The following is a 23506-nucleotide window of genomic DNA, read 5'->3' on the forward strand; positions in this document are numbered from 1 at the left end:
GAGCCCCGCAGATGACCTGACCCTGGGTCCTGAGCAGGGCAAGCATGGTATCGACCGTTTTGAGAGATCGAAAGATGAGCAAACGCGCCTTTAACTTCTGCGCAGGCCCGGCCGCGCTTCCTGAAGCTGTGCTGCAGCGTGCCCAGGCCGAGCTTCTGGACTGGCATGGCCGCGGCTTGTCCGTGATGGAAATGAGCCATCGCAGCGACGAATATACGGCTATTGCGGAAAAAGCCGAACAGGATCTGCGCGACCTTCTGAACATCCCCTCACATTACAAAGTGCTTTTCCTGCAGGGCGGTGCCAGCCAGCAATTTGCAGAGATTCCGCTGAATCTGTTGCCGGAAGACGGCGTTGCCGATTACATCGATACCGGTATCTGGTCGCGCAAAAGCATTGAGGAGGCCAGGCGCTTCGGGACTATCAATGTCGCTGCCAGCGCCAAGTCCCAAGACTATTTCGCTATACCAGGGCAGAACGAGTGGAAACTCAGTGCTGATGCCTCGTATCTGCATTATGCGAGCAACGAAACCATAGGCGGTCTGCAGTTCGACTGGATACCTGAAGTCGGCGATACGCCCCTCGTCGTGGATATGTCTTCCGACATCCTTTCGCGCCAGCTGGATGTTTCCCGCTTCGGCCTCATCTATGCCGGTGCACAGAAAAACATCGGACCATCGGGCCTGGTGGTGGTGATCGTTCGCGAGGACTTGCTCGGTCGCGCGCGCTCCAGCTGCCCGACGATGCTCAATTACCAGATCGCCGCCGACAACGGTTCCATGTACAACACGCCTGCGACCTTTTCCTGGTACCTCTCCGGCCTGGTCTTCGAGTGGCTGAAAGAGCAGGGTGGCGTCGAGGCCATGGAGCAGCGCAACCGTGCGAAGAAGGATCTGCTTTACGGTGTGATCGATTCCAGTGATTTCTACTCCAATCCGATTGCGAACAATGCCCGTTCCTGGATGAATGTGCCGTTCCGTCTCGCTGACGAGAAACTGGACAAGGCATTCCTGGCTGGTGCCGATGCGCGTGGCCTGCTCAATCTCAAAGGGCATCGCTCGGTAGGCGGCATGCGTGCCTCAATCTACAACGCGGTTGGCCTGGATGCCGTCGAGGCGCTGGTGGCCTATATGCGCGAATTCGAGAAGGAGCACGGCTGATGAGCGATGCCGACCGGCTGAAGGCGCTGCGTGTTCGCATCGACAGTCTCGATGAGAAGATTCTCGAGCTGATCAGCGAGCGCGCGCGCTGCGCTCAGGATGTGGCGCGGGTGAAGACTGCAGCTCTGGCTGAAGGCGAGCAGGCGGTGTTCTATCGCCCGGAACGTGAGGCCTGGGTCCTCAAACACATCATGGAGCTGAACAAGGGGCCGCTGGATAACGAAGAGGTGGCGCGCCTGTTCCGCGAGATCATGTCGTCCTGCCTGGCGCTGGAGCAGCCGCTGCGGGTCGCCTATCTCGGTCCGGAAGGCACCTTTTCCCAGGCCGCGGCACTCAAGCACTTCGGGCATTCGGTGATCAGCAAGCCGATGGCGGCCATCGACGAGGTCTTTCGCGAGGTGGTCGCTGGCGCGGTGAACTTCGGCGTGGTGCCAGTGGAGAATTCCACCGAGGGTGCGGTCAACCACACCCTGGACAGCTTTCTCGAGCATGACATTGTCATCTGCGGTGAAGTCGAGTTGCGCATCCATCATCATCTTCTGGTGGGTGAGACGACCAAGACGGACCGCATCACCCGTATCTACTCCCACGCGCAGTCCCTGGCGCAGTGCCGCAAATGGCTGGATGCTCATTACCCGAACGTCGAACGTGTGGCGGTATCGAGCAATGCCGATGCGGCCAAGCGCGTCAAGAGCGAGTGGAATTCTGCTGCGATAGCTGGTGACATGGCAGCCCAGCTGTACGGCCTGAACAAGATCGCAGAAAAGATCGAGGATCGCCCGGACAACTCCACGCGCTTCCTCATCATTGGCAGCCAGGAAGTGCCTCCGACCGGTGATGACAAGACCTCGATCATCGTGTCCATGCGAAATAAACCGGGAGCGCTGCACGAGCTCCTGATGCCGTTTCATTCCAATGGCATCGACCTCACGAGAATCGAGACTCGGCCGTCGCGCAGCGGTAAATGGACCTACGTGTTCTTTATCGATTGCATCGGCCACCACCAGGACCCACTCATCAAGGACGTACTCGAGAAGATCGGCCGCGAGGCGGTGGCACTCAAGGTGCTTGGGTCCTATCCCAAAGCGGTACTCTAAAAAAGCAGCTGGAAGCCGAGAGCAATAAGCTGGAAGGCAAGAGCAACATCGTTGCCTCGTCTTCCAGCTTCACATCTGAGGCTTGCAGCTTCAGCGGAGCTGAATATGTCGTGTGATTTCCTTGCGCTAGCCCAGCCGGGCGTGCAGAAGCTGTCACCCTATGTTCCCGGCAAACCTGTTGACGAACTGGCGCGTGAGCTTGATCTTGATCCCCGCACCATCGTCAAGCTCGCCAGCAATGAGAACCCCCTGGGCCCCAGCCCCAGGGTCATCAGTGCAATCAGGGCGGAGCTCGACGAACTGACCCGCTATCCCGACGGCAATGGTTTCGTGCTCAAGCAAATGCTGGCCGAGCGGTGCGGGGTCAACGTCAATCAGGTCACCCTTGGCAACGGCTCCAATGACATTCTCGAGCTGGTCGCGCGGGCCTACCTTGCGCCTGGGCTGAACGCGGTGTTCAGTGAGCATGCCTTTGCTGTCTACCCGATCGCCACGCAGGCGGTTGGCGCCCAGGCCAAGGCGGTTCCCGCCAGACAGTGGGGGCATGATCTGGATGCCATGAGGGCAGCCATCGACGAGCGCACGCGGGTCGTTTTCATCGCCAACCCCAACAACCCCACCGGCACCTGGTTCGATGCGAAGGCGCTGGACAGATTTCTCGCAGGCGTGCCCGAGGATGTCCTGGTTGTGCTCGATGAGGCCTACATCGAATACGCGGAGGATGGTGAGCTACCCGATGGGCTGGCATTCCTCGCTGCGCATCCGAACCTGCTGGTCTCTCGGACCTTTTCCAAGGCCTATGGTCTGGCTGCTCTGCGGGTGGGCTACGCGATCTGCTCGGCGCAGATTGCCGACGTCCTGAACCGGGTGCGCCAACCTTTCAACGTCAACAGTCTTGCCCAGGCAGCCGCCTGTGCCGCGCTGGACGACCAGGCCTACCTCGCTCAGAGTCGGGCGTGCAACGCGGCTGGCATGCAACAACTAGAGGCGGGCTTCAAGCAGCTGGGCCTTGAGTGGATACCGTCGAAGGCAAATTTCATTGCAGTCGACTTCGGGCGCGATGCAGCGCCCATCAATCAGGCACTGCTTCGCCAGGGGGTCATCGTCCGTCCGGTGGCCGGGTATGGAATGCCGACATTTCTTCGGGTCTCGATTGGTACCGAAGCGGAAAATGCACGCTTTCTCGATGTGCTGAGCAAGGTGCTTGAATCTTGAGTCGTGTGGAAATGAACGCCGAAGTGCCTCGGCTATCTCGCCTGGCCGTGATCGGCCTGGGGCTGATCGGTGGCTCGTTCGCCAAAGGCCTGCGTGAGCAGGCGATTTGCAAAGAGGTCATTGGTTTTGACCTGGATGCACGCTCACGCACCCTTGCTGTGGAATTGGGCGTAGTGGATCGCTGCACGGATACCCTGGCCGACGCCTGCCGGGGTGCAGATGTGATCCTGCTGGCTGTACCTATTCTTGCGATGGAGCGCTTGCTGGCAGAGTTGGCCACATTCGATCTTGGCCATGCAGTGCTTACGGATGTTGGCAGTGCCAAGGGCAATGTCGTGCGCTGTGCCCGCGAGGTGTTTGGTCACATGCCGCCACGTTTTGTCCCGGGGCATCCGATAGCCGGTTCGGAACAGAGCGGCGTCACCGCTGCCGAAAGCACGCTTTTCCGGCGGCACAAGGTCATCCTGACGCCCGTGCACGACACCGACCCATCTGCGCTGTCGCTGGTCGATAGCCTATGGCGTGCCCTGGGGGCAGATGTCGAGCACATGGAGGTTCGGCATCATGATGAAGTGCTGGCGGCGACCAGCCACTTGCCGCATCTGCTGGCGTTCGGGCTGGTGGATTCACTGGCCAAGCGCAATGAAAATCTCGAGATATTCCGCTACGCCGCGGGCGGGTTCCGGGATTTCACTCGTATAGCCGGTAGCGATCCGGTGATGTGGCATGACATTTTTCTCGCCAATCGCGAAGCGGTGCTGCAAACCCTGGACGATTTTCGTGCCGATCTCGACGCATTGCGCGCCGCGGTCGATGAAGGAGACGGGCATACCCTGTTGGGCGTGTTTACGCGCGCCAGGGCGGCCCGAGAACATTTCAGCAAAATACTGGCTCGCAGAGCCTATGTGGACGTTATGCATTCCAACGACTTGATCTTCCTCGCCAATCCGGGCGGCAGCCTCAGTGGACAGCTGCGTGTGCCAGGCGACAAATCCATTTCCCATCGTTCGATCATGCTTGGCTCGCTTGCCGAAGGCATCACCGAAGTCGAAGGTTTCCTCGAGGGGGAGGACGCGCTGGCAACCATTCAGGCGTTTCGTGATATGGGTGTCGTCATCGAAGGGCCGAGCCAGGGGCGAGTTACCGTTCACGGCGTAGGCCTGCATGGTCTGAAACGCCCGCCAGGCCCGATCTATCTTGGCAACTCCGGTACCTCCATGCGTCTGCTGTCCGGCCTGCTGGCCGCGCAGCCATTCGACACCACCCTCACTGGCGATGCGTCACTGACCAAGCGGCCAATGAACCGCGTGGCCAAGCCGTTGCGTGAAATGGGTGCCTTGATCGAGACGGCAGCCGAAGGTCGCCCGCCACTCGTCATTCGCGGCGGTCAGAAACTATCCGGCATACATTACGACATGCCGATGGCGAGCGCTCAGGTGAAATCCTGCCTGCTTCTGGCAGGCCTCTACGCGGCGGAAGCAACCTCGGTGACCGAGCCGGCTCCGACCCGTGATCACACCGAGCGGATGCTGCAAGGCTTCGGTTACCCGGTAAAAGTCGAAGGCCGTACGGCCATGGTCGAGCCCGGCCATAGTTTGCGCGCCACGCACATCGAAGTACCGGCCGACATATCGTCCTCGGCTTTTTTCATGGTCGCGGCAAGTATCGCACCGGGGTCCGACATCACCCTGGAGCATGTCGGTGTCAACCCGACACGTACAGGCGTTATCGATATTCTCAAGCTTATGGGGGCGGATATCGAGCTGACCAACCTACGGGAGGTGGGTGGGGAGCCTGTCGCCGACATCCGCGTTCGTGCCGCGCAGCTGAAGGGCATCGATATCCCGGAGGATCTCGTGCCGCTGGCTATCGATGAATTTCCGGTGCTGTTCGTCGCCGCCGCCTGTGCCCAGGGCCGAACCACCCTGCGTGGGGCTGAGGAGCTGCGGGTCAAGGAATCCGACCGTATCCAGGTCATGGCCGATGGCCTGCAGACGCTGGGCGTGAATGCCACCCCGACACCAGACGGGATCATCATCGAAGGCGGTAGCCTGGGTGGTGGTGAAGTCTGGGCGCACGGTGATCATCGCATCGCCATGTCGTTCAGTGTTGCCGCGCTGCGTGCCAGCGCCCCGATCCGCATTCATGACTGCGCAAATGTAGCTACATCCTTCCCCAACTTCCTGTCTCTTGCCGAACGGGCCGGTATGCGCGTCGCCGAGGAGGATAACTCATGATCAGGCAGATCCCGGTCATCACTATCGATGGCCCGAGCGGTTCCGGCAAAGGCACGGTAGCGGCGCTGCTCGCGAATAAGCTGGGATGGAATTTTCTCGACTCCGGAGCCTTGTATCGCCTGCTTGCATTTGCAGCCCGCAATCATGGTGTCGACCTCACCAACGAGGAAGCACTGAAATTGCTGGCGGCTCATCTGGACGTGCAGTTCGGCGTCGCAAGGGATGGCCAGGGCATGGAAATCGTCCTTGAAGGCGAAGACGTCACCCGGGCAATCCGCAATGAGCAGGTGGGCGCGGGCGCTTCTCAGGTAGCTGCACTGCCGGTCGTCCGTGATGCACTGCTGCAACGGCAAAAGGCATTTCGCGAGCCACCCGGCCTGGTTGCCGACGGTCGCGACATGGGAACGGTCGTATTTCCCGACGCGCCATTGAAAATCTACCTCACCGCCAGCGCCGAGGAGCGGGCGCGCCGCCGTTACCTGCAGTTGAAGGACAAGGGGGATGATGTTAATCTCGCGAGTCTTCTCGATGAGATACGGGCCCGCGACGAGCGTGATACCGGTCGTGAGGTGGCTCCACTGAAGCCGGCAGACGATGCCATACAGCTGGACTCAACCAATCTCTCCATCGAAGAAGTGCTTGGACAGATTCTGAGCGAAGTTGCCAAGCGCGATTTCGCCTGAAGAGCGACTGCCGAGAGGCAGCCCGACGGTTACTCGGTTTCGAGAGCTGTTAACAAGGAGGCATGTGGGAGACCAGATCTAGTCCTGCACGCCTTTTTTTATATGAATGAACCCACTTCTATCTGGGATGTGGAGATTGGGCGGATCCTCGTCCGAAAACAGCAGGAATAAACATGAGCGAAAGCTTTGCAGAACTTTTTGAAGAAAGCCTAAAAACCCTCGACATGCAGCCGGGTGCGATCATCACCGGCATCGTGGTCGACATCGACGGTGACTGGGTCACTGTTCATGCCGGCCTGAAGTCCGAGGGCGTCATCCCGGTCGAGCAGTTCTACAACGAGCAGGGCGAGCTGACCATCAGCGTGGGTGACGAAGTTCACGTTGCGCTGGACGCGGTTGAAGATGGTTTCGGTGAAACCAAGCTGTCCCGTGAAAAAGCCAAGCGTGCCGAGTGCTGGATTGTTCTGGAAGCGGCTTTCGCAGCTGAGGAAGTGGTCAAGGGCGTTATCAACGGTAAGGTTAAGGGCGGCTTCACTGTCGACGTTAACGGCATCCGTGCGTTCCTGCCAGGTTCCCTGGTTGATGTCCGTCCAGTGCGTGATACCACTCACCTGGAAGGCAAGGAACTCGAGTTCAAGGTCATCAAGCTCGACCAGAAGCGCAACAACGTTGTCGTTTCCCGTCGTAGCGTCCTGGAAGCCGAAAACAGCGCCGAGCGTGAAGCGCTGCTGGAATCGCTGCAGGAAGGCCAGCAGGTCAAGGGTATCGTCAAGAACCTCACCGACTACGGCGCGTTCGTCGACCTGGGCGGCGTGGACGGCCTGTTGCACATCACCGACATGGCGTGGAAGCGCATCAAGCATCCGTCGGAAATCGTCAACGTTGGCGACGAGATCGATGTCAAGGTCCTGAAGTTCGATCGCGAGCGTAACCGCGTATCCCTGGGTCTGAAGCAGCTGGGTGAAGACCCATGGGTTGCCATCAAGGCTCGTTACCCGGAAAACACCCGCGTCATGGCCCGCGTTACCAACCTCACCGACTACGGCTGCTTCGCCGAGCTGGAAGAGGGTGTCGAAGGCCTGGTGCACGTTTCCGAGATGGATTGGACCAACAAGAACATTCACCCGTCGAAGGTCGTACAGGTCGGCGACGAAGTGGAAGTCATGGTTCTGGACATCGACGAAGAGCGCCGTCGTATCTCCCTGGGTATCAAGCAGTGCAAGTCCAACCCATGGGAAGACTTCTCTGGTCAGTTCAACAAGGGCGACCGTATCTCTGGCACCATCAAGTCGATCACCGATTTCGGTATCTTCATTGGTCTGGACGGCGGCATCGACGGTCTGGTTCACCTGTCCGACATCTCCTGGAACGAAGCCGGCGAAGAAGCCGTGCGTCGCTTCAAGAAGGGCGACGAGCTGGACACCGTCATCCTCTCGGTCGATCCGGAGCGTGAGCGCATCTCCCTGGGCATCAAGCAGCTGGAAGACGATCCGTTCTCCAACTATGCCGCCGTCAATGACAAGGGCAGCATCGTTCGCGGTACCGTGAAAGAAGTTGACGCCAAAGGCGCCATCATCGATCTGGGCAACGATATCGAAGCTACACTGAAGGCCTCCGAAATCAGCCGTGACCGCGTTGAAGATGCGCGCAACGTACTGAAGGAAGGCGAAGAAGTCGAAGCCAAGATCATCAGCATCGACCGCAAGAGCCGCGTCATCAGCCTCTCCATCAAGTCGAAAGACGTTGAGGACGAGAAGGACGCAATGAAGGAACTGCGTACCAAGCAGGACGTAGAGCCAGCTGCCGGTCCGACCACCATTGGTGATCTGATCCGCGCACAGATGGAAAACCAGAACTAAGTTCTGCGATCTGTCAGAGAAAGGGCGACTTCGGTCGCCCTTTTTTGTGGCTTTGGAAAAGCCGTTCGCAGGACGAGCGGCTTGATCAGGCCATATGAGTCCGGCCAAGGGCTCGCCTGGATCCAGCTGGTTTCTCTAAGTTGATCATATCGTCTGGCTGACGCTCAGCTACGAGGCGTGCCAGCCGCCAGCGCCTGGTTAACGGCCAGCCAGCCGTTGACTGCTTCCTCTCCTGCGCTCTGGAAGGCACGCTCCAGCAGCCGTACCTGCTCGCGGCGCAACGCCTGTTCAAGTCTGGCACCCTCGGGGGTAAAGCGCAGCATGCGCTTGCGCTTGTCTTCCTCAGCCGTTCTGCTTTCAACCAGATGCATCTCGATAAGCTGACGCAGAGGGATATTCAGTGCTTGCTTGCTCACGCCCAGATAGCCGAGCAGTTGCTTGACGCTAAGATCGGGATAGCTGGCTATAAAGAAAAGGATGCGGTGATGCACACGGGACAGGCCGCGACGGGCGAGCATTTCATCCGGCTTTGCCGTAAACGCCTGATAGCCAAGAAAGAAGCTTTCCATGATCTGGCGCTGAACTGTACTTTTTTTTAGGTCAGGCATATTGACGTATCTGCAGATGTAGGCGTAATTTCGGTCAAGCGATTTGACGTATTTTATGACCCTTGCACCTGGTGTTGCCATGCCTTTCTCCGAACGAGTCGACCGCCTGAAAAGCTCGCTTATCCGTGAAATCCTCGCCGCTGCCCAGCGTCCGGAGGTAATGTCTTTTGCAGGTGGGCTGCCAGCGGAGTCGATGCTGCCAAAGGTCGATTGGGCGCCGATGCCTTCGAGCCTCGGCCAGTATGGGATGAGTGAAGGGGAGCCTGCCTTGCGTGAAGCCATCGCCGCAGAAGCCCGGTCGATCGGCATTCCCTGCACTGCCAGCCAGGTGCTCATCGTAAGCGGGTCCCAGCAGACACTGGACCTTGCATCCAAGCTATTCATCGACCGGGGGACGGAGGTGCTGCTAGAGGCTCCGACCTACCTCGCTGCGCTGCAGGCATTTCAATTCTTCGGCGCCGACTGCCTGACTGTTGCTCAAGAAGCGGACGGACCTTCGCTGGCAGCGCTACGCCAACGACTGGAGCAGCACAAGCCGGCGTTCGCCTACCTGATCCCGACATTCCAGAATCCGTCGGCGGTTCGCTACAGCGACGCAAAGCGAGATGCAGTGGCGGCGCTCCTGGACGAGTTCGGGGTGACGCTGATCGAAGACGAACCGTACCGCGAGCTGGTATTTGACGAGGTTAGCGCGCTGCCCATCGTCAGTCGACTGCGCAACGCGTCCTGGATATATACCGGAACGGTGTCCAAGACATTGCTCCCCGGTTTGCGTGTCGGCTACTTGATTGCAAGCCCCGAGCTGTTTCCCTATCTGCTGCGCCTCAAACAGTCCGCTGATCTGCATACCAATCGTATCGGTCAATGGCAGGCATTGCAGTGGTTAGGTAGCGAGCAATATCGCTCCCACCTGAATGAACTGAGAGGCTTCTATCGCCAGCGTCGCGACGCCATGCAGGCGTCGCTGACGGAGCATTTTTCTGACCTCGCAGATTGGCAGATACCGCAAGGTGGTTTGTTCTTCTGGTTGAAGTTGAAGCAGCCTATCGATACGCGATGCCTGCTCGACTCGGCGCTGGCGCAGGATGTCGTGTTCATGCCGGGAGAGCCGTTTTTCGCTGATCCGGAGCAGAATCCGGGCTACTTGCGATTGAATTTCAGTCACGTCGCGCCGGAGCGCATGCATGAGGGTCTGGGTCGTCTTGCAGCAGTGGTTCGGGAGGCTCAGCTGGTTCGGGCTGCTTAGCAGAAGCGGGTGCTTGTAGCACTCAACGGGGGAGAGGATGTACAAGGTCTACGGTGATCACCGGTCCGGTAACTGCTACAAGGTAAAGCTGATGCTGCACCTGCTGGGGCGGGACTATGAATGGGTCCCGGTCGATATCCTGCGTGGCGAAAGCCGCGAGGAAAGCTTTCTGAAGAAGAACCCCAACGGCAAGATCCCGGTGCTTGAGCTTGAGGACGGTGTCTGCCTTTGGGAGTCGAATGCCATCCTGAATTATCTTGCGGAGGGAAGCGAATTCCTGCCGGTTGATGCCCGCCTGAGAACTCAGGTGCTGCAGTGGCAATTCTTCGAGCAATACAGTCACGAGCCCTTCATCGCTGTGGCGCGCTTCATCAAAGTCTATCTGGGCATGCCGGATGATCGCCTGGACGAGTACGCCGCCAAGCAGCTTGACGGCTATCGCGCGCTCGATGTGATGGAGCAGCAATTACTACGCACGCCTTACCTGGTTGGTGATCGCTATTCGATAGCTGATGTCGCGCTCTATGCCTATACCCACGTAGCGGAAGAGGGCGGCTTCAGGTTGGCAGAGTATCCGGCTATCCGTGCCTGGCTGCAGCGGTTGGCCAGTCATCCTCGGCACGCCGGCATGTACGAAGCGTAAAAGCAGCGGGCAGAGGGCAAAGATTTTATGGGGAAGGGAGAGGGGCTGGAGCCCCTCTGGGCTACTTGACCAGGCCTAGAAACTCGCTTCTCGTTGCAGCATTCTCGCGAAACTGTCCGAGCATGACTGAGGTGACCATCGAAGAGTTCTGCTTCTCGACGCCACGCATCATCATGCACATGTGCTGCGCCTCGATGACAACCGCCACGCCCCAGGCTCCGGTGACTTGTTGAATCGCTTCAGCGATTTCCCGGGTCAGGTTTTCCTGAATCTGCAGCCGGCGCGCATACATGTCGACGATACGGGCTACCTTCGACAGGCCAAGTACCTTGCCATTGGGCAGGTAGGCGACATGGGCCTTGCCGATGAAGGGCAGCATGTGGTGTTCGCACAACGAGTACAGCTCGATGTTCTTGACCAGCACCATCTCGCTGTTGTCGGAGCTGAACAAGGCGCCGTTCGTGACGTCCTCAAGCGTTTGCTGATAGCCCTTGCACAGGTACTGCATGGCTTTGGCGGCGCGCTTGGGAGTATCGAGCAGCCCCTCGCGGGTGACGTCCTCACCGAGTTGGCCAAGGATCGCGGTGTAATGGGTTTCCAGGGACATTTAACTACCTGTCAGGCTTGCAATGGAGCGCGAGTGCGAAGGTTAGGGTGTCGGCGGTCAGGCTGCAAGCAGCATGCGCTGCGGGCTAAGAGGCCGTGGGCGTTCTTTATTCGTCACGGCCTTCAAGCATGGTGCGCTTGAGAATCACGTAAACCGCACCGGTACCGCCATGTTTCGGTATGCAGGAAGTAAAGCCGAGTACCTGGGGATGCTGCCGCAGCCAGGTATTGACATGGCTCTTGATCATGGGGCGTTTGCCGTCTTTGCGCGCTGCCTTGCCATGGGTTAGCCGTACACAGCGGATTTCGAACTTGCAGGCTTCGGCCAGGAAATCCCAAAGCAGTTCGCGGGCCCTCTCGACAGTCAAACCGTGCAGGTCCAGGCTACCTTCGAATGGAATCTGCCCAGCCTTGAGCTTGCGTATCTGGCTGTCCTGCACCCCGTCGCGCGCCCAGTACAGCTCGTCCTCGGCGGCTACATCGATGACGAACTGGTCGGACAGGCCATCAATGCGTGTTTCATTTTCGTTGATGACGGCATTAGCCCGGCGGGTCGCAATCTGGGTCTTGTTGCTACGAGGCTTGCCGGTGTCGGCACGGTCATGTTCGATAGGTTTTACGCCGCGCACGGCTGATCGGAACAGGGAAAAATCGTCGTCTTGCATGGGACCTCCGCGTAAGCGCGCGATTCTACCCCATGGAATGTGCGCTGAACCTTCACACACCGATCAGTTGCGGCATGAATGGCGATCGGCTCAGTTGCGTTTGTTCCTCAGGCGGGGAGAAAGGCTGAGGTCACTGGGCGCACCCAGACGGCGACGAATACGGCGTCTGATCATCAGGCCAGTCCAAATCAGGATCAGGCCCAACGCGAGCGAGGTGGCGGCGACTTCTGCTGCGACGGCAATGGATGCAAGAGCTTCGTGACTGCCAAGCAACGAGGCGGCGCCAATGAATGCCAGAAAGACGCCGAGGAGAACGAGCAGCAAGCCGAAAATCGATCCGATTCTGGAGCCTAGGCTACGCTGCTCGCGTGGGCGAAGTCGGCGTGCATCGAAGCCATCGGTTCGTTTCATTCAGGTTACCTCGTCAAGCTTTGGGTTGTGACCGGGCCGGCCCGGTCAGGTTCATCGCCTGTCAGGTAACGCGTCGCTCGCGGGGTTCAGGCAAGCGCTCCGACGTCAGCTACGCAGACGGCAAAGTTGTCCGCGAGAATGGTCATCTCCATACGATGGACCTGTTCGGCATCTATCGCACCGTCGCCCATCGGCAGATCACGCGTTGCGCAGGCCTTGTCCACGAGGGTACAGCGGTAGCCGTAATCCTTTGCGGCCCGGACCGTAGTACTTACACTCGAATGCGTCATGAATCCACAGACGATAAGGTCCAGGTGGCCACGCTGTTGCAGCAGTTCATGGAGCGGAGTACCGGCAAATGCGTTGGGCAGCGTCTTGCCGATCACCGCCTCGCCTGGCAAGGGTGCTGCCTCCGGCATGATCTGGCCACGCAGGCCCTGGGGGTCGAAAAGCCCGCCGGGAATGCCAAGGTGATGAACATGCACGATCGGCGTGCCAGCCTCGCGTGCCACAGCCAACAGACGGGTTATTTCTTCGAGCGCCGGGTCCAGGTTTGGCAGCGCCATGGCGCCCGAACGGTATTCTTCCTGAACGTCAATCACCAGAAGGGTCGCGTTCGCCAGAGTCGCCGGTGCATAACTGCGGCCACTGAGCTGAAGCAAGGTCTGTGGCTTGGACATGACTGACTCCTTGTTCTGAGGGGGGCATGATTGTGGCGCCAGATGAGGCAGATGTGAACTGCCCAATCCGATGATTCGTCTGCTGAATCGTCGATAACCGGCGATGGGCCAGCACTCGATCGCACCAACCGAGAGAAACCCATACGACCTTCGGCTACACTCTCGCACTTTTGAGCAGGAGATGCCGCCCGTGACTGCTTCGCCTTCCCGTTTGCGCACCGTGCGTGACCATATCCGTTGGGCCGTCAGCCGCTTCCATGCCGAACAATTGTTCTTCGGTCACGGTACCGATAATGCCTGGGATGAAGCGCGACAGTTGGTCCTGGGAGCGCTTCACCTGCCCTGGGAAATAGCCGATAGCTATCTCGACTGCCGGCTCGAGGACGACGAACGCGAGCATCTGCAGCGCCTGCTTCGTCGGCGGATCGAGCAACGTATCCCTACGGCCTATCTGCTCGGCCAGTCCTGGTTCTGCGGATTGCCCTTTATGGTGGATGAGCGGGTACTGATCCCTCGCTCACCGATTGGCGAACTCATCGAGAAGCGGTTCGAGCCCTGGCTGGCGCAGAGTCCGGCAAGGATCCTCGATCTCTGTACCGGCTCGGGCTGTATCGGTATCGCTTGCGCCTATGAGTTTCTGGAGGCTGAGGTGGTGCTGGCCGATCTGTCGTTCGAAGCGCTGGAGGTGGCCAACCGGAATATAGAGCAGCATGGACTGGAGGAGCGTGTCTACACCGTGCAGAGCGATGGATTCAATGGCCTGCCCAAACAGCGTTTCGACCTTATCGTCTCCAATCCGCCCTACGTGGATGCAGAAGACTTTGCGGACATGCCCGATGAGTACCATCACGAACCTGCGCTGGGGCTGGCTTGCGGCGATGACGGGCTGGATCTGGTCCGACGCATGCTCGCCGAAGCAGCGGACCATCTGACTGAAAATGGAGCTCTGATCGTCGAGGTGGGCAACAGTCAGGTGCACGTCGAGGCGCTTTATCCAGAAGTCGATTTCACCTGGTTCGAGTTCGCTCAGGGGGGGCATGGGGTGTTTCTGCTTGCCGCAGCCCAGTGCCGTGAGCACCAGGCGCTGTTTCGCCAGAGGTTGCAGGCCTGAAGCGCCACCAGCCCGCTTTCGCAATGCCTCAGCGGGTCGCCATCCAGATCAACAGCCCCGCCTGAAACAGCGCGAACACGATCAGGCAGGCAATGGTGAATCGCAGCGTACCGTCCTCACGACGGAGCTTGCTCAGACGCTCCTGCATGTCGCGGACACGGTTTTCCTGTTCGAGGAGGTTGCGGTCCGCCTGCTCGAGCATCGCCGCAGCATCGAGCAGTTCGATGATCTGGACCTTCTCGGCATTCCAGTCCGGGCGCAGGGTGCTGGCACGTGGTGCGCTGTAGGTTGCCTTATGTCGTTGCGTGGGGTCGGGGTAATTGACCTCGAAGCCTTGGCTTTGAAGGCAATGATCGCGGCGCAACCGCGCCTCCTCCGTGGCGAAATCACTGGGCAGCGCGCCACCGTCCACCAGATAGTGAGCCCAGCGCTTATGCGCCCAGAGCGCAGCCTGTGCCAACAGGAAACGTCCCAATCCCCGGTCGGTCGGCTCGATATGCAAGCCGGTGGCGGGCCCAAAACGCAATTTTCTGGACTGATGATCTGCCCAGACCTCAAACGTGTCTTGTCTGTTCGAGAGCATCTGACCTGGCAGGCGGATCACCAGCCGCAGCATGCTCATCCGCGGCGTATGCCTTTCGACCTGCCCCAGTTCGACGAAGCGCAAGGGGCGTGCGCCGCTGTTGCGGTCAGTCGGCAGGGGGGCCAGGCGCAACAGACGAAAGCGCTCCGGTGCTAGCCCGGCCCACGGATGCGTGGAAGGGGCTTCAGGAAGGGTGTCGTCCGGTGGTGGGGCGTCTGTGGTGTCGGTATCCATGGCCTGCAGTCGTCTGTGCGGCGGTTAAGCGGTTAAGCAGTTATCGGCAAATCTGCACTCAACTGGAGGGCGCCAATATGCCGAAGTCCATCAGAAACCCGGTTATCCGCTCCACCAACGCCCTGGCCAGCGGCAATTCGGGCTGAGAGTAGGACGCCATCTGCCGGCCGGGTTCCAGGGGGACGATCCGCAACACATGGTTCATGCCCGGTATCAATGCCAGTTCGGCTTCAGGCCTGGCCGCCCGCAGGGCTTCGGCATCCTCGACGCTGACCTGGATGTCATGTGTGCCCTGGATGATCAATGCGGGCACGGTGACATGGGCGAAAGCGCGAGCAGGCGCCTCTTGGAACAGCGACATCAGGTAGGGCTGGACGCTTGGCCGGAACAGCACCTGCAGCGCATCAGGTACCTGCTCGGTCGGACGACCAGCCTTGAGCTCGTCGATCAGATAATGAGCCGTTGCCAGCAGCGCCGGCGGCAAGCGGCCCTGCAATTGCTCTCGCAGCAACAGGTCGATAGGCCGACCACTGCCGGCGATGCTGATCAGCGCAGCGGGTTCTGCCGAGGCGGCCGCAAGGCTGGCTATCAGTGCACCCTCGCTGTGGCCCACCAGAATGAGCCCGGAAAAGCGAGGGTCGGCGTTCAGCTTGTCCGACCAGGCCACCGCATCAGCGACAAAGTCCGCCACGCTGAGCATTCGCTCGTCCGGTGCCGCAGCCAGGCTCTGGCCCACGCCACGCTTGTCGTAGCGCAGGGTGGCGACACCACGCTGAGCCAGCGCCTGGGCCAATCGTTTCAGGCTGTCGTTCTGCGCCATGGGGTTATTGCCGTTACGGTCGGTGGGGCCTGACCCGGCGATCAACAATGCCACCGGCGCAGGGTCATTGCTTTTTGGCAGCACGAGGCTGCCATGCAAGCGGCCTGCAGGCACGTCGAGCACCATCGTCTGGTTTAGTAGCGTCTGGGCATTCAGGTGAAGTGAAAGCATGGCGAGCAGGACAAGAGCGAGTAGGCGCATGGAAGGTGTTCGATCGGCCGGATAGGCGGGTTGGATGCGACGGGCACCGCTTGGTTCGCGGATGAGTATGCGCTGCGGCCAGAGTCGATGAAACCTGCCACAGCTCGGGTATACTTCCGGCCCCTTATCTAGGTCGATTGCGGAGCGCCCTGCATGTCCGGCAACACTTACGGCAAGCTGTTCACCGTCACAACCGCCGGCGAAAGCCATGGTCCGGCGCTGGTCGCCATTGTCGACGGCTGCCCGCCGGGGCTGGAACTGAGCGCCGCGGACCTGCAGCGCGACCTCGATCGCCGCAAACCCGGGACCAGCCGGCACACCACGCAGCGTCAGGAACCCGACGAGGTCGAGATCCTTTCCGGGGTGTTCGAAGGTCGCACCACGGGCTGCTCGATCGGCCTGCTGATTCGCAATACCGATCAGAAGTCCAAGGACTATTCGGCGATCAAGGACCTGTTCCGTCCGGCGCATGCCGACTACAGCTATCACCATAAGTACGGTCTGCGTGACTACCGAGGCGGCGGGCGCAGCTCTGCCCGCGAGACCGCCATGCGCGTGGCTGCCGGCGCGATTGCCAAGAAATACCTGGCAACCCTGGGCATCCAGGTTCGTGGCTATATGAGCCAGCTGGGCCCCATCGAGATACCTTTCAAAACCTGGGATAGCGTCGAGCAGAATGCTTTTTTCAGCGCCGATGAAAGCAAGGTGCCGGAACTGGAGGCCTACATGGACCAGCTGCGCCGCGACCAGGATTCGGTAGGTGCGAAAATCACCGTGGTTGCTGAAGGCGTACCGCCGGGGCTGGGCGAGCCGGTCTTCGATCGGCTCGACGCCGATCTGGCGCATGCGCTGATGAGCATCAACGCGGTGAAGGGCGTCGAGATCGGCGCAGGCTTCGCCAGCGTGGCGCAGCGCGGGACCGAACACCGGGATGAGCTGACACCCGAGGGTTTCCTGTCGAACAACGCAGGCGGCGTGCTGGGCGGGATTTCCTCCGGTCAGCCGATCGTTGCGCACCTTGCGCTCAAGCCTACGTCCAGTATCACCACGCCGGGCCGCTCGATCGATGTGGATGGCAATCCTGCCGAAGTCATCACCAAGGGGCGTCACGACCCCTGTGTGGGCATTCGCGCCACGCCTATCGCCGAGGCGATGATGGCCATTGTTCTGCTGGACCACCTGTTACGCCACCGCGGACAGAACGCCGATGTGCTGGTGGGAACGCCGGTGTTGGGGCAGGTTTGAGCTTGAAGCTGGAAGCCTGAAGCTGAAAGAGCTCATTCTTACGCTACGGTTTGCTTCCAGCTCATAGCTTCCAGCTTATGGCTATCCCGTACTGGCGTCTGTCCGGCTTCTACATTTTCTACTTCGCCGTGCTGGGCGCCGTTGCGCCCTATCTCGGGCTATATTTCGACCACCTCGGTTTTCCGGCCGAGCGGATTGGCGAGCTGGTGGCGATCCCCATGCTGATGCGCTGCCTTGCGCCGAATCTGTGGGGATGGTTGGGGGATGCCACCGGCCAGCGGTTGGCTATCGTGCGTATTGGCGCCGTCTGCACCTTGCTTGCCTTCTCGCTGATCTTCGTCAGCAAGAGCTATGCCTGGCTCGCAATGGTGATGGCGCTGCATGCGTTCTTCTGGCACGCCGTACTGCCCCAGTTCGAGGTGATTACCCTCGCTCACCTGCGCGAGCGGGCGTCGCGTTACAGTCAGGTCCGCCTGTGGGGCAGCGTTGGTTTCATCGCTGCGGTCGTCTTGCTGGGGGTACTGTTCGATCGTTTCGGTCTGGACGTCTATCCCATCGCCTTGGTAGCCATCATGGCGGGCATCGTCGTCAGCAGCGCCTGGGTGCCCAATGCCATACCCGAGCATCGGGACGAGATAGCAGGAGAGGGTGGTTTTCTGCGCCAGCTGCGACGCCCTGGTGTGTTGGCATTCTTCGTCTGCGTCGGGCTGATGCAGGTCAGCCATGGACCCTATTACACCTTCTTCAGCATTCATCTGGAAACGCTGGGTTACGCACGAGGAACCATTGGTCTGCTCTGGGCGCTGGGCGTGATTGCCGAAATCTTCATCTTCCTGGTCATGGCCAGGTTGCTTGCACGCTTTTCCTTGCGTCAGGTTCTGGCCGCAAGTTTCATCCTGGCGGCAGTTCGCTGGTTGCTGCTGGGTACGCTGGCCGATCACCTCTGGATTCTGCTGCTCGCTCAGCTGATGCATGCGGCAACCTTCGGCAGTTTCCATGCCGCAGCGATTCACTTCGTCCAGCGCAGTTTCGGCCATCGCCAGCAAGGACAGGGGCAGGCCCTGTACGCAACGCTCGCAGGCGTCGGCGGAGCCTTGGGCGCCCTGTATTCGGGCTATAGCTGGGAAACCATCGGGCCTGTCTGGACCTTTGCCATTGCCAGCCTGGCGGCGCTTGCCGCTACCGCTATCATTGCCGTTCCTACCCAGGAGAGACCGTCAGTATGACTATTCTCAGCGTCTACCAGGACACCGTACCCGGGCAGCCTTTCAAGGTGCTCACTCATGTCGAAGACATAGCCGCCACACTGGCTGAAGTCGGGGTGCAGCTAGAACGTCTGGAAGCCGGCCCGTCCATCGCCGCAGGCACAAGTACGGAAGAGGTGATCGCTGCCTATCGCCCACAGATCGACCATCTGATGCAAGCGCGCGGTTATTCCTCGGTCGAAGTCATCAGCTGGAGCAGCGACCAAGCGCAGAAGGCAGAACCGCGAACGCCAACTCCTGAAGAGCATTGGCATGACGGGGACGAGGTGCGTTACTTCGTGGCCGGGCGGGGGCTGTACAGCCTGCACATCGGTGACAGGGTATACGCTGTGCAATGCGAGAAGAATGACCTGATTTCTGTGCCCGCCAATACGCGCAAGTGGTTTGATCCGGGCGAGCAACCGCACCTTGTCGCCATTTGTCTGTTCAGCAATCCGCAAGCTCAGGGGGCCAATACTACCGGGGCAGACATAGCCGGCCGCTTTCCGCGCCTCGAGGACTGAGCAGGTCTTTCGAACGGCCTGCCGCCCATACAGTCCCTTGCTCACGGAGCCGGATGCCCGCGCGTCAGGCTAGCGTTGTGACTTGTCGGCACGCTCCGGTAGCGACCTTGCCTGGAACCGTTTTCCCAACCAGCTTAGCGCCATCGATCCGAGCGCGTCTTGAGCAGTACTTGACACTGAACCCTGAACCCCGCCTGGCATCTCAATCTACGAACCTATTGAAATTGGAGCCTGTCATGACCGATGCATTTGGCGGTATTTTTGGCCTGCTGATCCTGGCGTTGGATATCTGGGCCGTGGTGAGTGTCCTGCGCAGCGACAGTACCACCGGAAAGAAAGTGCTCTGGGTGTTGCTGATCGTCATCCTGCCGGTTCTCGGCCTCATCATCTGGGGCATCATGGGGCCGCGCGGCAATCGTCCCGATGCGCGTGGCGAAATCAGGCGTTAAGCGGTGATCGAGACGCTGAGCGGCATCCTCGCGGTAGTGGTGCTGGTGCTGGATGTTCTGGCTATCGTGCAGGTGTGGCGGACGCGAATCGAGCCAGGTCGCAAGATCATCTGGAGCCTGGTGATCGTCCTGCTCCCAGTGGTTGGGCTGGTCATGTGGTTCGTCGCGTCCGGGTCCAGAGCCAAGGCCCGCTTGTAGATGAGGTCGCTGGCCCTGGGGCTGGTCGCAGCGATCTGCTGCTGCGTGTCGTCTGCAGACGATGATCGGACGGAGGCGGCCTGGGCGGCTCTCGAACAGGGAAGGGCGGTGTTGCTGTTAAGGCACGCAACCGCCCCTGGGGTTGGGGATCCCCCATCGTTCACCCTGGGGGACTGCAAGACCCAACGTAATCTGAACGACAAGGGGCGGGAAGAAGCCCGGCGTTGGGGTGCGCTCCTTCGGAAGCACGGCATCGACCGGCCCAGGTTGCTCAGCAGCCGCTGGTGTCGGTCACTTGAAACCGCAAGGCAGATGAATGTCGGTTCGGTCGAGCCGTTTCCAGCGTTGGACTCGTTCTTTGCCGAATCGGATCGTGGCAAACAGCAGACGGCTGAGCTGCGTCACTACCTCGAATCATTGCCGGCCACCACGCCGGTAATCATGGTCAGTCATCAGGTCAATATCACAGCGCTGACAGGCATATTTCCCCGCTCCGGCGAAGGCCTGATCCTCTCCTTACCCCTAACCGAGCCGGTAGAGATACTTGCCCGGATCGCTCCGCCTAGTCCATGAATCCCTGAAGAAAGCCACTGATCGCCCTGATCACTACAGCTGGTTGCTCTCGATGCGGGACATGCTGGCAGCCCTTGAGCAACAGGCTTTCTGCCGTGCCGCTGGCGAGCGCGAGGATACGCTGCGGGTGCGCCGCCGACCCGTATTCATCCTCCAGTCCGTGGATCGCCAGTAACGGGCAGCTGAAACCCGGTGCGCTGTCGTCGATTTTCCAGTCCCGGTAGCTGCTGGAAAGCCAGGTGTCGATCCAGGCCGCAAGTATCCATTCGGCCTTGTCGCCATGGTATTTGCGTAGCCGCTGTACCTGCAGGGGATCGGCAAACATGGCTTGAGCCTGACGGATGCCCTGAATCGTCCGGCCTTCGACGAAGGCGAGGGCGGATAGGGTAATCAGGGCGCGGCAGTGAAGGGGACGATGGGATGCCAGGCTGGCGGCCATGATTCCACCGGCACTGTGGCCGACGGCGATGAAGTGTCCGATGTCCAACGCCCGCCACACCGGGGGAAACAACCGCTCGGCTTCGTCGCGTATATAGCGGTTGGACCAACCGCCGGGGTGGGGCGCGGAGCGGCCGAAACCGAGGCGGTCGTAGGCAATGACGTCACGTGCCGTAGCCCGAGCAAGCTGCTCGGGAAAGTCGCGCCACAATTCGACGCATCCGAGCGAGTCGTGCAGGAGCACGAGGGGCGTCCTGCCGGGGCTGGGCGTATGCCAGCGGCGAGCGAAAACTCTGCCGTGCTCGGTATCAAGGTAGCGGTCTCTGATCGAAATGTTCATCCCGTTTCCTTGCGCACTGCTTCTGTCTGCAACACAGCCGTGCAGTGGTAAGCCGCTGAAGGTCATCGGGGCTGTGCACCTAGGCCACGGAAAACGTCCCAATCTGCATCCGGCCTGTATTCAATGGGACAGGTCCACCGATGGCTGCTGCGCAGCCCTCTCCCGATCCCGTAGCAAGAATCGCTGGATCTTGCCGCTCGGCGTCTTGGGGAGCTCGGCAACAAACTCGATCTCCCGCGGATAGGCGTGAGCGGACAGGCGCTGGCGTACATGCTGCTGCAGTTGTTCCGCCAGCGCCGTGTCGCCCGGTCGACCGGCATGCAGCACTACGAATGCCTTTACCAACTCGGTGCGCTCGGGATCCGGCTTGCCGATTACCGCCGCTTCGATCACGGATGGATGTTCAACCAATGCGCTTTCTACATCGAACGGACCGACGCGATAGCCCGAGGTGGTGATCACGTCGTCGGAGCGGCCGACGAAGCTGATGCTTCCGTCCTCATTCAACTCGACGGTGTCTCCGCTGAGGTAGTAGTCGCCGACGAATGCTTTGGTTCTGGTGCCGGCGTAGCCTGCAAACCACATCAACGGCGAACGCTGACGGTCCAGCGCAAGCATGCCCGGCTTGCCGGGCTCCAGCTCCCGCTGCTGTTCGTCCAGCACAACCACGCGATGTCCAGGCATGGCGTAGCCCGCCGTGCCGACGCGCACGCTGTGGTGCAATGCGTGATGGTTGCACAGCACCATGCCGAGTTCAGTCTGGCCGTAATGATCGTGGATGGTGCAGCCCAGGCCGCTGCTGAACCAGCGGATCACTTCGGGGGTAAGCGGCTCGCCAGCACTGCTTACGGCACGCAGGCGGCCCTTGATCCTGGCTTGCACTTCATCCCGCGAGGCCAGCAGCAGGCAGAACGCGGTGGGCGCCCCGGCCATGTTGCTGATGCCGTAATCGTTGATGACGCGGCAGGTGCTCTCTACGGTAAACCCGCCCTCGTAGAACAGGGTGCGATGGCCCATGGCAAGCGGTCCGGTGACGGCGTAGTACAAGCCATACGCCCAGCCCGGATCGGCAATGTTCCAGAAATTATCTTCGGGCCGAAGGTCCACGGCGTCGCGCATATAGGTGACGAAGGCAACGATGGCCTTCAGCGGCACATGCAGCTGTTTGGCCGGGCCGGTGGTGCCGGATGTGAACATGGCAAGAAAGGGCGCATCGCCGCTGAGCAGTACTGGCTCGAAGGCTGACGGCTGCCGATTTACCTGGCTCCAGAAACCATCGGCGTTGTCTTGCACCACCAGGCGGTGCGGGGCTGCTTCGATGGCGTCCAGTTTTTCGGCATTGGCTTGGTCGGTCACCACCATCTTTGCATCGGATTCCCGAATCCGGTGCTCGACCGCTTTCGGACCGAAGGCGGTGAATAGCGGCTGGTAGATGGCTCCCAGGCGCCAAACGCCGAGGATGGTGATCAGCAGTTCGGGCGTGCGTGGCAGCAAACCCGCGACGGTGTCGCCCGGCTTGATTCCATGACTGTGCAGAAGATTGGCAAAGCGCGCTGCGGCCTCCTTGAGTTGCGCAAAGGTCCAACTGCCCCGCTGGCCGTCGCGTCCTTCCCAGGCAAGTGCAACCTTGTCCGAGTCTGCATGACGGTCGCAGCATTCGACGCAGGCGTTCATGGCCGTGAGGTCGCCGGTGAGGATCGCCGACACCGTCTGGTTGTAATCGAACTCACGGGTCGCAGTGGCGTGGTCGCGCATGGCGGGCTCCTGGTTTCTTGTTATTGGTTCCCCGGATAGTGGCGCTGCGTGATCCGCACAACAATGGCAAAAGCCACCAAGCGGTTGAGCGGTTTGGACAAGTAGGCCGCAGGGAATGATGCCGCTCGCCAAACCCAGCGCTCATGGCGGGCGCGGCGTAGCCGGACGACCCCGGTTGACCTGCGTTGCGCTTGAGTCGACGTTGCCACCAAAGGGGGGGGGGGGCGGGACGCCTGTCGGAGCACAGGCGACATGCGGCCAGCACGAATCGGCCGGAACAGCCTCGAAAGCCTGAGCCATCCACGGCTTAACCGGAGGTGATTCATGAGTATCGATCCGCTCGACAGACCCCACGACCAGCAGCCCGTGCCGGGCCAGGAGCAGAACCCGAGCCATTCCCCTGAGCCTGATTTCATAACCGACAACCCGGATGTTCAGCCGGGCTCTGGCAATGGCGCAACACCATCGGGCCGCCCGGGCAGTAAGCCGGCTGCCGACCCCAACGAGCCAGGGCTTGGCAATCCGTTGCCCTGACCGGCACTGAGCCCGGCCTCGGCGCTGGGCTCTTCATGACGCATCGCGTGGCACTGCCCAGTGCTCGCGGTTATCCGGCGCCTTCAGACAAGTGAAATAGAGGTGAACGCACCGCGCATCCAGCCTGTCCGATGTTAACTGGCCATA

The 23506-nt window shown here is 60.3% G+C and carries 25 protein-coding genes; 16 read left to right on the forward strand and 9 right to left on the reverse strand.

Going from position 1 to position 23506, the window contains the following annotated elements; genetic code table 11:
* Nucleotides 1–74: 74 nt before the first annotated feature.
* From serC to rpsA, 6 genes are all read left to right on the forward strand, one after another.
* Nucleotides 75–1160 carry a 3-phosphoserine/phosphohydroxythreonine transaminase gene (gene serC, locus AC4LFW_RS05825; RefSeq protein ID WP_491818248.1) on the forward strand — a complete coding sequence of 362 codons (1086 nt, stop codon included), beginning with the start codon at nucleotides 75–77 and terminating at the stop codon, nucleotides 1158–1160.
* A complete protein-coding gene (gene pheA, locus AC4LFW_RS05830) occupies nucleotides 1160–2257 on the forward strand; it encodes a prephenate dehydratase (RefSeq protein ID WP_491818249.1) in 1098 nt (365 codons plus the stop codon). Before serC ends, pheA begins: the two co-directional genes overlap by 1 nt.
* 105 nt (nucleotides 2258–2362) lie before the next feature.
* Nucleotides 2363–3472, forward strand: a complete 1110-nt coding sequence (gene hisC / locus AC4LFW_RS05835) for a histidinol-phosphate transaminase (protein WP_491818250.1) — start codon at nucleotides 2363–2365, stop codon at nucleotides 3470–3472.
* 11 nt (nucleotides 3473–3483) lie between these two features.
* Nucleotides 3484–5709: a bifunctional prephenate dehydrogenase/3-phosphoshikimate 1-carboxyvinyltransferase gene (locus AC4LFW_RS05840; RefSeq protein WP_491820142.1), complete on the forward strand. Its 2226-nt coding sequence runs from the start codon at nucleotides 3484–3486 to the stop codon at nucleotides 5707–5709.
* Nucleotides 5706–6392, forward strand: a complete 687-nt coding sequence (cmk, locus tag AC4LFW_RS05845; RefSeq protein ID WP_491818251.1) for a (d)CMP kinase — start codon at nucleotides 5706–5708, stop codon at nucleotides 6390–6392. The genes AC4LFW_RS05840 and cmk overlap by 4 nt, the downstream gene beginning before the upstream one ends.
* Before the next feature lie 173 nt (nucleotides 6393–6565).
* Nucleotides 6566–8251, forward strand: coding sequence for a 30S ribosomal protein S1 (gene rpsA / locus AC4LFW_RS05850; protein WP_019339331.1), 1686 nt, complete (start codon nucleotides 6566–6568; stop codon nucleotides 8249–8251).
* A 164-nt stretch (nucleotides 8252–8415) separates the two neighbouring features.
* Here rpsA and AC4LFW_RS05855 read toward each other — a convergent pair whose 3' ends face one another.
* Nucleotides 8416–8859: a MarR family winged helix-turn-helix transcriptional regulator gene (locus tag AC4LFW_RS05855; protein WP_491818252.1), complete on the reverse strand. Its 444-nt coding sequence runs from the start codon at nucleotides 8857–8859 to the stop codon at nucleotides 8416–8418.
* Between the two features lie 79 nt (nucleotides 8860–8938).
* Between AC4LFW_RS05855 and AC4LFW_RS05860 the strand changes: the two genes are divergently transcribed.
* Both AC4LFW_RS05860 and AC4LFW_RS05865 read left to right on the forward strand, forming a co-directional pair.
* The gene (locus AC4LFW_RS05860) at nucleotides 8939–10105 is read left to right on the forward strand and encodes an aminotransferase-like domain-containing protein (RefSeq protein ID WP_491818253.1); all 1167 of its coding nucleotides are present in this window, start codon (nucleotides 8939–8941) and stop codon (nucleotides 10103–10105) included.
* 37 nt (nucleotides 10106–10142) lie between these two features.
* Nucleotides 10143–10748: a glutathione S-transferase family protein gene (locus tag AC4LFW_RS05865; RefSeq protein WP_491818254.1), complete on the forward strand. Its 606-nt coding sequence runs from the start codon at nucleotides 10143–10145 to the stop codon at nucleotides 10746–10748.
* 61 nt (nucleotides 10749–10809) lie between these two features.
* Here AC4LFW_RS05865 and folE read toward each other — a convergent pair whose 3' ends face one another.
* From folE to AC4LFW_RS05885, 4 genes are all read right to left on the reverse strand, one after another.
* A complete protein-coding gene (gene folE / locus AC4LFW_RS05870; protein ID WP_491818255.1) occupies nucleotides 10810–11355 on the reverse strand; it encodes a GTP cyclohydrolase I FolE in 546 nt (181 codons plus the stop codon).
* A 106-nt stretch (nucleotides 11356–11461) separates the two neighbouring features.
* The gene (locus tag AC4LFW_RS05875) at nucleotides 11462–12019 is read right to left on the reverse strand and encodes a Smr/MutS family protein (protein WP_491818256.1); all 558 of its coding nucleotides are present in this window, start codon (nucleotides 12017–12019) and stop codon (nucleotides 11462–11464) included.
* Nucleotides 12020–12109: 90 nt separating this feature from the next.
* On the reverse strand, nucleotides 12110–12430 hold the full coding sequence (locus AC4LFW_RS05880) for a hypothetical protein (protein ID WP_491818257.1): 321 nt from the start codon (nucleotides 12428–12430) through the stop codon (nucleotides 12110–12112).
* Nucleotides 12431–12516: 86 nt separating this feature from the next.
* Nucleotides 12517–13110, reverse strand: coding sequence for a cysteine hydrolase family protein (locus tag AC4LFW_RS05885; RefSeq protein ID WP_491818258.1), 594 nt, complete (start codon nucleotides 13108–13110; stop codon nucleotides 12517–12519).
* Nucleotides 13111–13300: 190 nt separating this feature from the next.
* Here AC4LFW_RS05885 and prmB point away from each other — a divergent pair, with 190 nt between their 5' ends.
* Nucleotides 13301–14221 carry a 50S ribosomal protein L3 N(5)-glutamine methyltransferase gene (gene prmB / locus AC4LFW_RS05890; protein ID WP_491818259.1) on the forward strand — a complete coding sequence of 307 codons (921 nt, stop codon included), beginning with the start codon at nucleotides 13301–13303 and terminating at the stop codon, nucleotides 14219–14221.
* 28 nt (nucleotides 14222–14249) lie between these two features.
* On the opposite strand, the gene AC4LFW_RS05895 is transcribed toward prmB, so the two are convergent.
* Nucleotides 14250–15038, reverse strand: a complete 789-nt coding sequence (locus tag AC4LFW_RS05895; RefSeq protein WP_491818260.1) for a hypothetical protein — start codon at nucleotides 15036–15038, stop codon at nucleotides 14250–14252.
* 58 nt (nucleotides 15039–15096) lie between these two features.
* Nucleotides 15097–16059, reverse strand: coding sequence for an alpha/beta hydrolase (locus tag AC4LFW_RS05900; RefSeq protein WP_491818261.1), 963 nt, complete (start codon nucleotides 16057–16059; stop codon nucleotides 15097–15099).
* A gap of 153 nt (nucleotides 16060–16212) precedes the next feature.
* Between AC4LFW_RS05900 and aroC the strand changes: the two genes are divergently transcribed.
* The 6 genes from aroC to AC4LFW_RS05930 all read left to right on the forward strand — a co-directional run bounded on the left by aroC (nucleotide 16213) and on the right by AC4LFW_RS05930 (nucleotide 20292).
* Nucleotides 16213–17304: a chorismate synthase gene (gene aroC, locus AC4LFW_RS05905; protein WP_491818262.1), complete on the forward strand. Its 1092-nt coding sequence runs from the start codon at nucleotides 16213–16215 to the stop codon at nucleotides 17302–17304.
* Between the two features lie 77 nt (nucleotides 17305–17381).
* A complete protein-coding gene (locus AC4LFW_RS05910; protein ID WP_491818263.1) occupies nucleotides 17382–18530 on the forward strand; it encodes an MFS transporter in 1149 nt (382 codons plus the stop codon).
* The gene (locus AC4LFW_RS05915; RefSeq protein WP_491818264.1) at nucleotides 18527–19072 is read left to right on the forward strand and encodes a 1,2-dihydroxy-3-keto-5-methylthiopentene dioxygenase; all 546 of its coding nucleotides are present in this window, start codon (nucleotides 18527–18529) and stop codon (nucleotides 19070–19072) included. Before AC4LFW_RS05910 ends, AC4LFW_RS05915 begins: the two co-directional genes overlap by 4 nt.
* Before the next feature lie 236 nt (nucleotides 19073–19308).
* Complete coding sequence (locus tag AC4LFW_RS05920) at nucleotides 19309–19521, forward strand: PLD nuclease N-terminal domain-containing protein (RefSeq protein ID WP_491818266.1); 213 nt, start codon at nucleotides 19309–19311, stop codon at nucleotides 19519–19521.
* 6 nt (nucleotides 19522–19527) lie between these two features.
* A complete protein-coding gene (locus AC4LFW_RS05925) occupies nucleotides 19528–19719 on the forward strand; it encodes a PLD nuclease N-terminal domain-containing protein (protein WP_491820144.1) in 192 nt (63 codons plus the stop codon).
* The gene (locus AC4LFW_RS05930) at nucleotides 19720–20292 is read left to right on the forward strand and encodes a histidine phosphatase family protein (RefSeq protein ID WP_491818267.1); all 573 of its coding nucleotides are present in this window, start codon (nucleotides 19720–19722) and stop codon (nucleotides 20290–20292) included. It abuts the gene before it with no gap.
* Here AC4LFW_RS05930 and AC4LFW_RS05935 read toward each other — a convergent pair.
* Both AC4LFW_RS05935 and AC4LFW_RS05940 read right to left on the reverse strand, forming a co-directional pair.
* Nucleotides 20282–21070, reverse strand: coding sequence for an alpha/beta fold hydrolase (locus AC4LFW_RS05935; protein WP_491818268.1), 789 nt, complete (start codon nucleotides 21068–21070; stop codon nucleotides 20282–20284). The two genes, AC4LFW_RS05930 and AC4LFW_RS05935, sit on opposite strands and share 11 nt — an antisense overlap.
* 120 nt (nucleotides 21071–21190) lie before the next feature.
* Nucleotides 21191–22825 carry an AMP-binding protein gene (locus AC4LFW_RS05940; RefSeq protein ID WP_491818269.1) on the reverse strand — a complete coding sequence of 545 codons (1635 nt, stop codon included), beginning with the start codon at nucleotides 22823–22825 and terminating at the stop codon, nucleotides 21191–21193.
* Nucleotides 22826–23149: 324 nt separating this feature from the next.
* Here AC4LFW_RS05940 and AC4LFW_RS05945 point away from each other — a divergent pair, with 324 nt between their 5' ends.
* Nucleotides 23150–23359, forward strand: a complete 210-nt coding sequence (locus tag AC4LFW_RS05945) for a hypothetical protein (RefSeq protein WP_491818270.1) — start codon at nucleotides 23150–23152, stop codon at nucleotides 23357–23359.
* The last annotated feature ends 147 nt before the right edge of the window (nucleotides 23360–23506 follow it).

The organism is Stutzerimonas sp. C6.4V (genome assembly GCF_058536345.1).

Bases quoted from the DNA above. Each gene is read 5' to 3' on its own strand.
- AC4LFW_RS05895 (WP_491818260.1), bottom strand. From the start codon at position 15,038: ATGGATACCGACACCACAGACGCCCCACCACCGGACGACACCCTTCCT.
- AC4LFW_RS05930 (WP_491818267.1), top strand. From the start codon at position 19,720: ATGAGGTCGCTGGCCCTGGGGCTGGTCGCAGCGATCTGCTGCTGCGTG.
- AC4LFW_RS05915 (WP_491818264.1), top strand. From the start codon at position 18,527: ATGACTATTCTCAGCGTCTACCAGGACACCGTACCCGGGCAGCCTTTC.
- AC4LFW_RS05940 (WP_491818269.1), bottom strand. From the start codon at position 22,825: ATGCGCGACCACGCCACTGCGACCCGTGAGTTCGATTACAACCAGACG.
- AC4LFW_RS05875 (WP_491818256.1), bottom strand. From the start codon at position 12,019: ATGCAAGACGACGATTTTTCCCTGTTCCGATCAGCCGTGCGCGGCGTA.
- AC4LFW_RS05910 (WP_491818263.1), top strand. From the start codon at position 17,382: ATGGCTATCCCGTACTGGCGTCTGTCCGGCTTCTACATTTTCTACTTC.
- serC (WP_491818248.1), top strand. From the start codon at position 75: ATGAGCAAACGCGCCTTTAACTTCTGCGCAGGCCCGGCCGCGCTTCCT.
- AC4LFW_RS05900 (WP_491818261.1), bottom strand. From the start codon at position 16,059: ATGCGCCTACTCGCTCTTGTCCTGCTCGCCATGCTTTCACTTCACCTG.
- AC4LFW_RS05945 (WP_491818270.1), top strand. From the start codon at position 23,150: ATGAGTATCGATCCGCTCGACAGACCCCACGACCAGCAGCCCGTGCCG.
- hisC (WP_491818250.1), top strand. From the start codon at position 2,363: ATGTCGTGTGATTTCCTTGCGCTAGCCCAGCCGGGCGTGCAGAAGCTG.
- cmk (WP_491818251.1), top strand. From the start codon at position 5,706: ATGATCAGGCAGATCCCGGTCATCACTATCGATGGCCCGAGCGGTTCC.
- aroC (WP_491818262.1), top strand. From the start codon at position 16,213: ATGTCCGGCAACACTTACGGCAAGCTGTTCACCGTCACAACCGCCGGC.
- pheA (WP_491818249.1), top strand. From the start codon at position 1,160: ATGAGCGATGCCGACCGGCTGAAGGCGCTGCGTGTTCGCATCGACAGT.
- AC4LFW_RS05935 (WP_491818268.1), bottom strand. From the start codon at position 21,070: ATGAACATTTCGATCAGAGACCGCTACCTTGATACCGAGCACGGCAGA.
- AC4LFW_RS05860 (WP_491818253.1), top strand. From the start codon at position 8,939: ATGCCTTTCTCCGAACGAGTCGACCGCCTGAAAAGCTCGCTTATCCGT.
- folE (WP_491818255.1), bottom strand. From the start codon at position 11,355: ATGTCCCTGGAAACCCATTACACCGCGATCCTTGGCCAACTCGGTGAG.
- AC4LFW_RS05855 (WP_491818252.1), bottom strand. From the start codon at position 8,859: ATGCCTGACCTAAAAAAAAGTACAGTTCAGCGCCAGATCATGGAAAGC.
- AC4LFW_RS05865 (WP_491818254.1), top strand. From the start codon at position 10,143: ATGTACAAGGTCTACGGTGATCACCGGTCCGGTAACTGCTACAAGGTA.
- AC4LFW_RS05885 (WP_491818258.1), bottom strand. From the start codon at position 13,110: ATGTCCAAGCCACAGACCTTGCTTCAGCTCAGTGGCCGCAGTTATGCA.
- AC4LFW_RS05920 (WP_491818266.1), top strand. From the start codon at position 19,309: ATGACCGATGCATTTGGCGGTATTTTTGGCCTGCTGATCCTGGCGTTG.
- AC4LFW_RS05840 (WP_491820142.1), top strand. From the start codon at position 3,484: ATGAACGCCGAAGTGCCTCGGCTATCTCGCCTGGCCGTGATCGGCCTG.
- rpsA (WP_019339331.1), top strand. From the start codon at position 6,566: ATGAGCGAAAGCTTTGCAGAACTTTTTGAAGAAAGCCTAAAAACCCTC.
- AC4LFW_RS05880 (WP_491818257.1), bottom strand. From the start codon at position 12,430: ATGAAACGAACCGATGGCTTCGATGCACGCCGACTTCGCCCACGCGAG.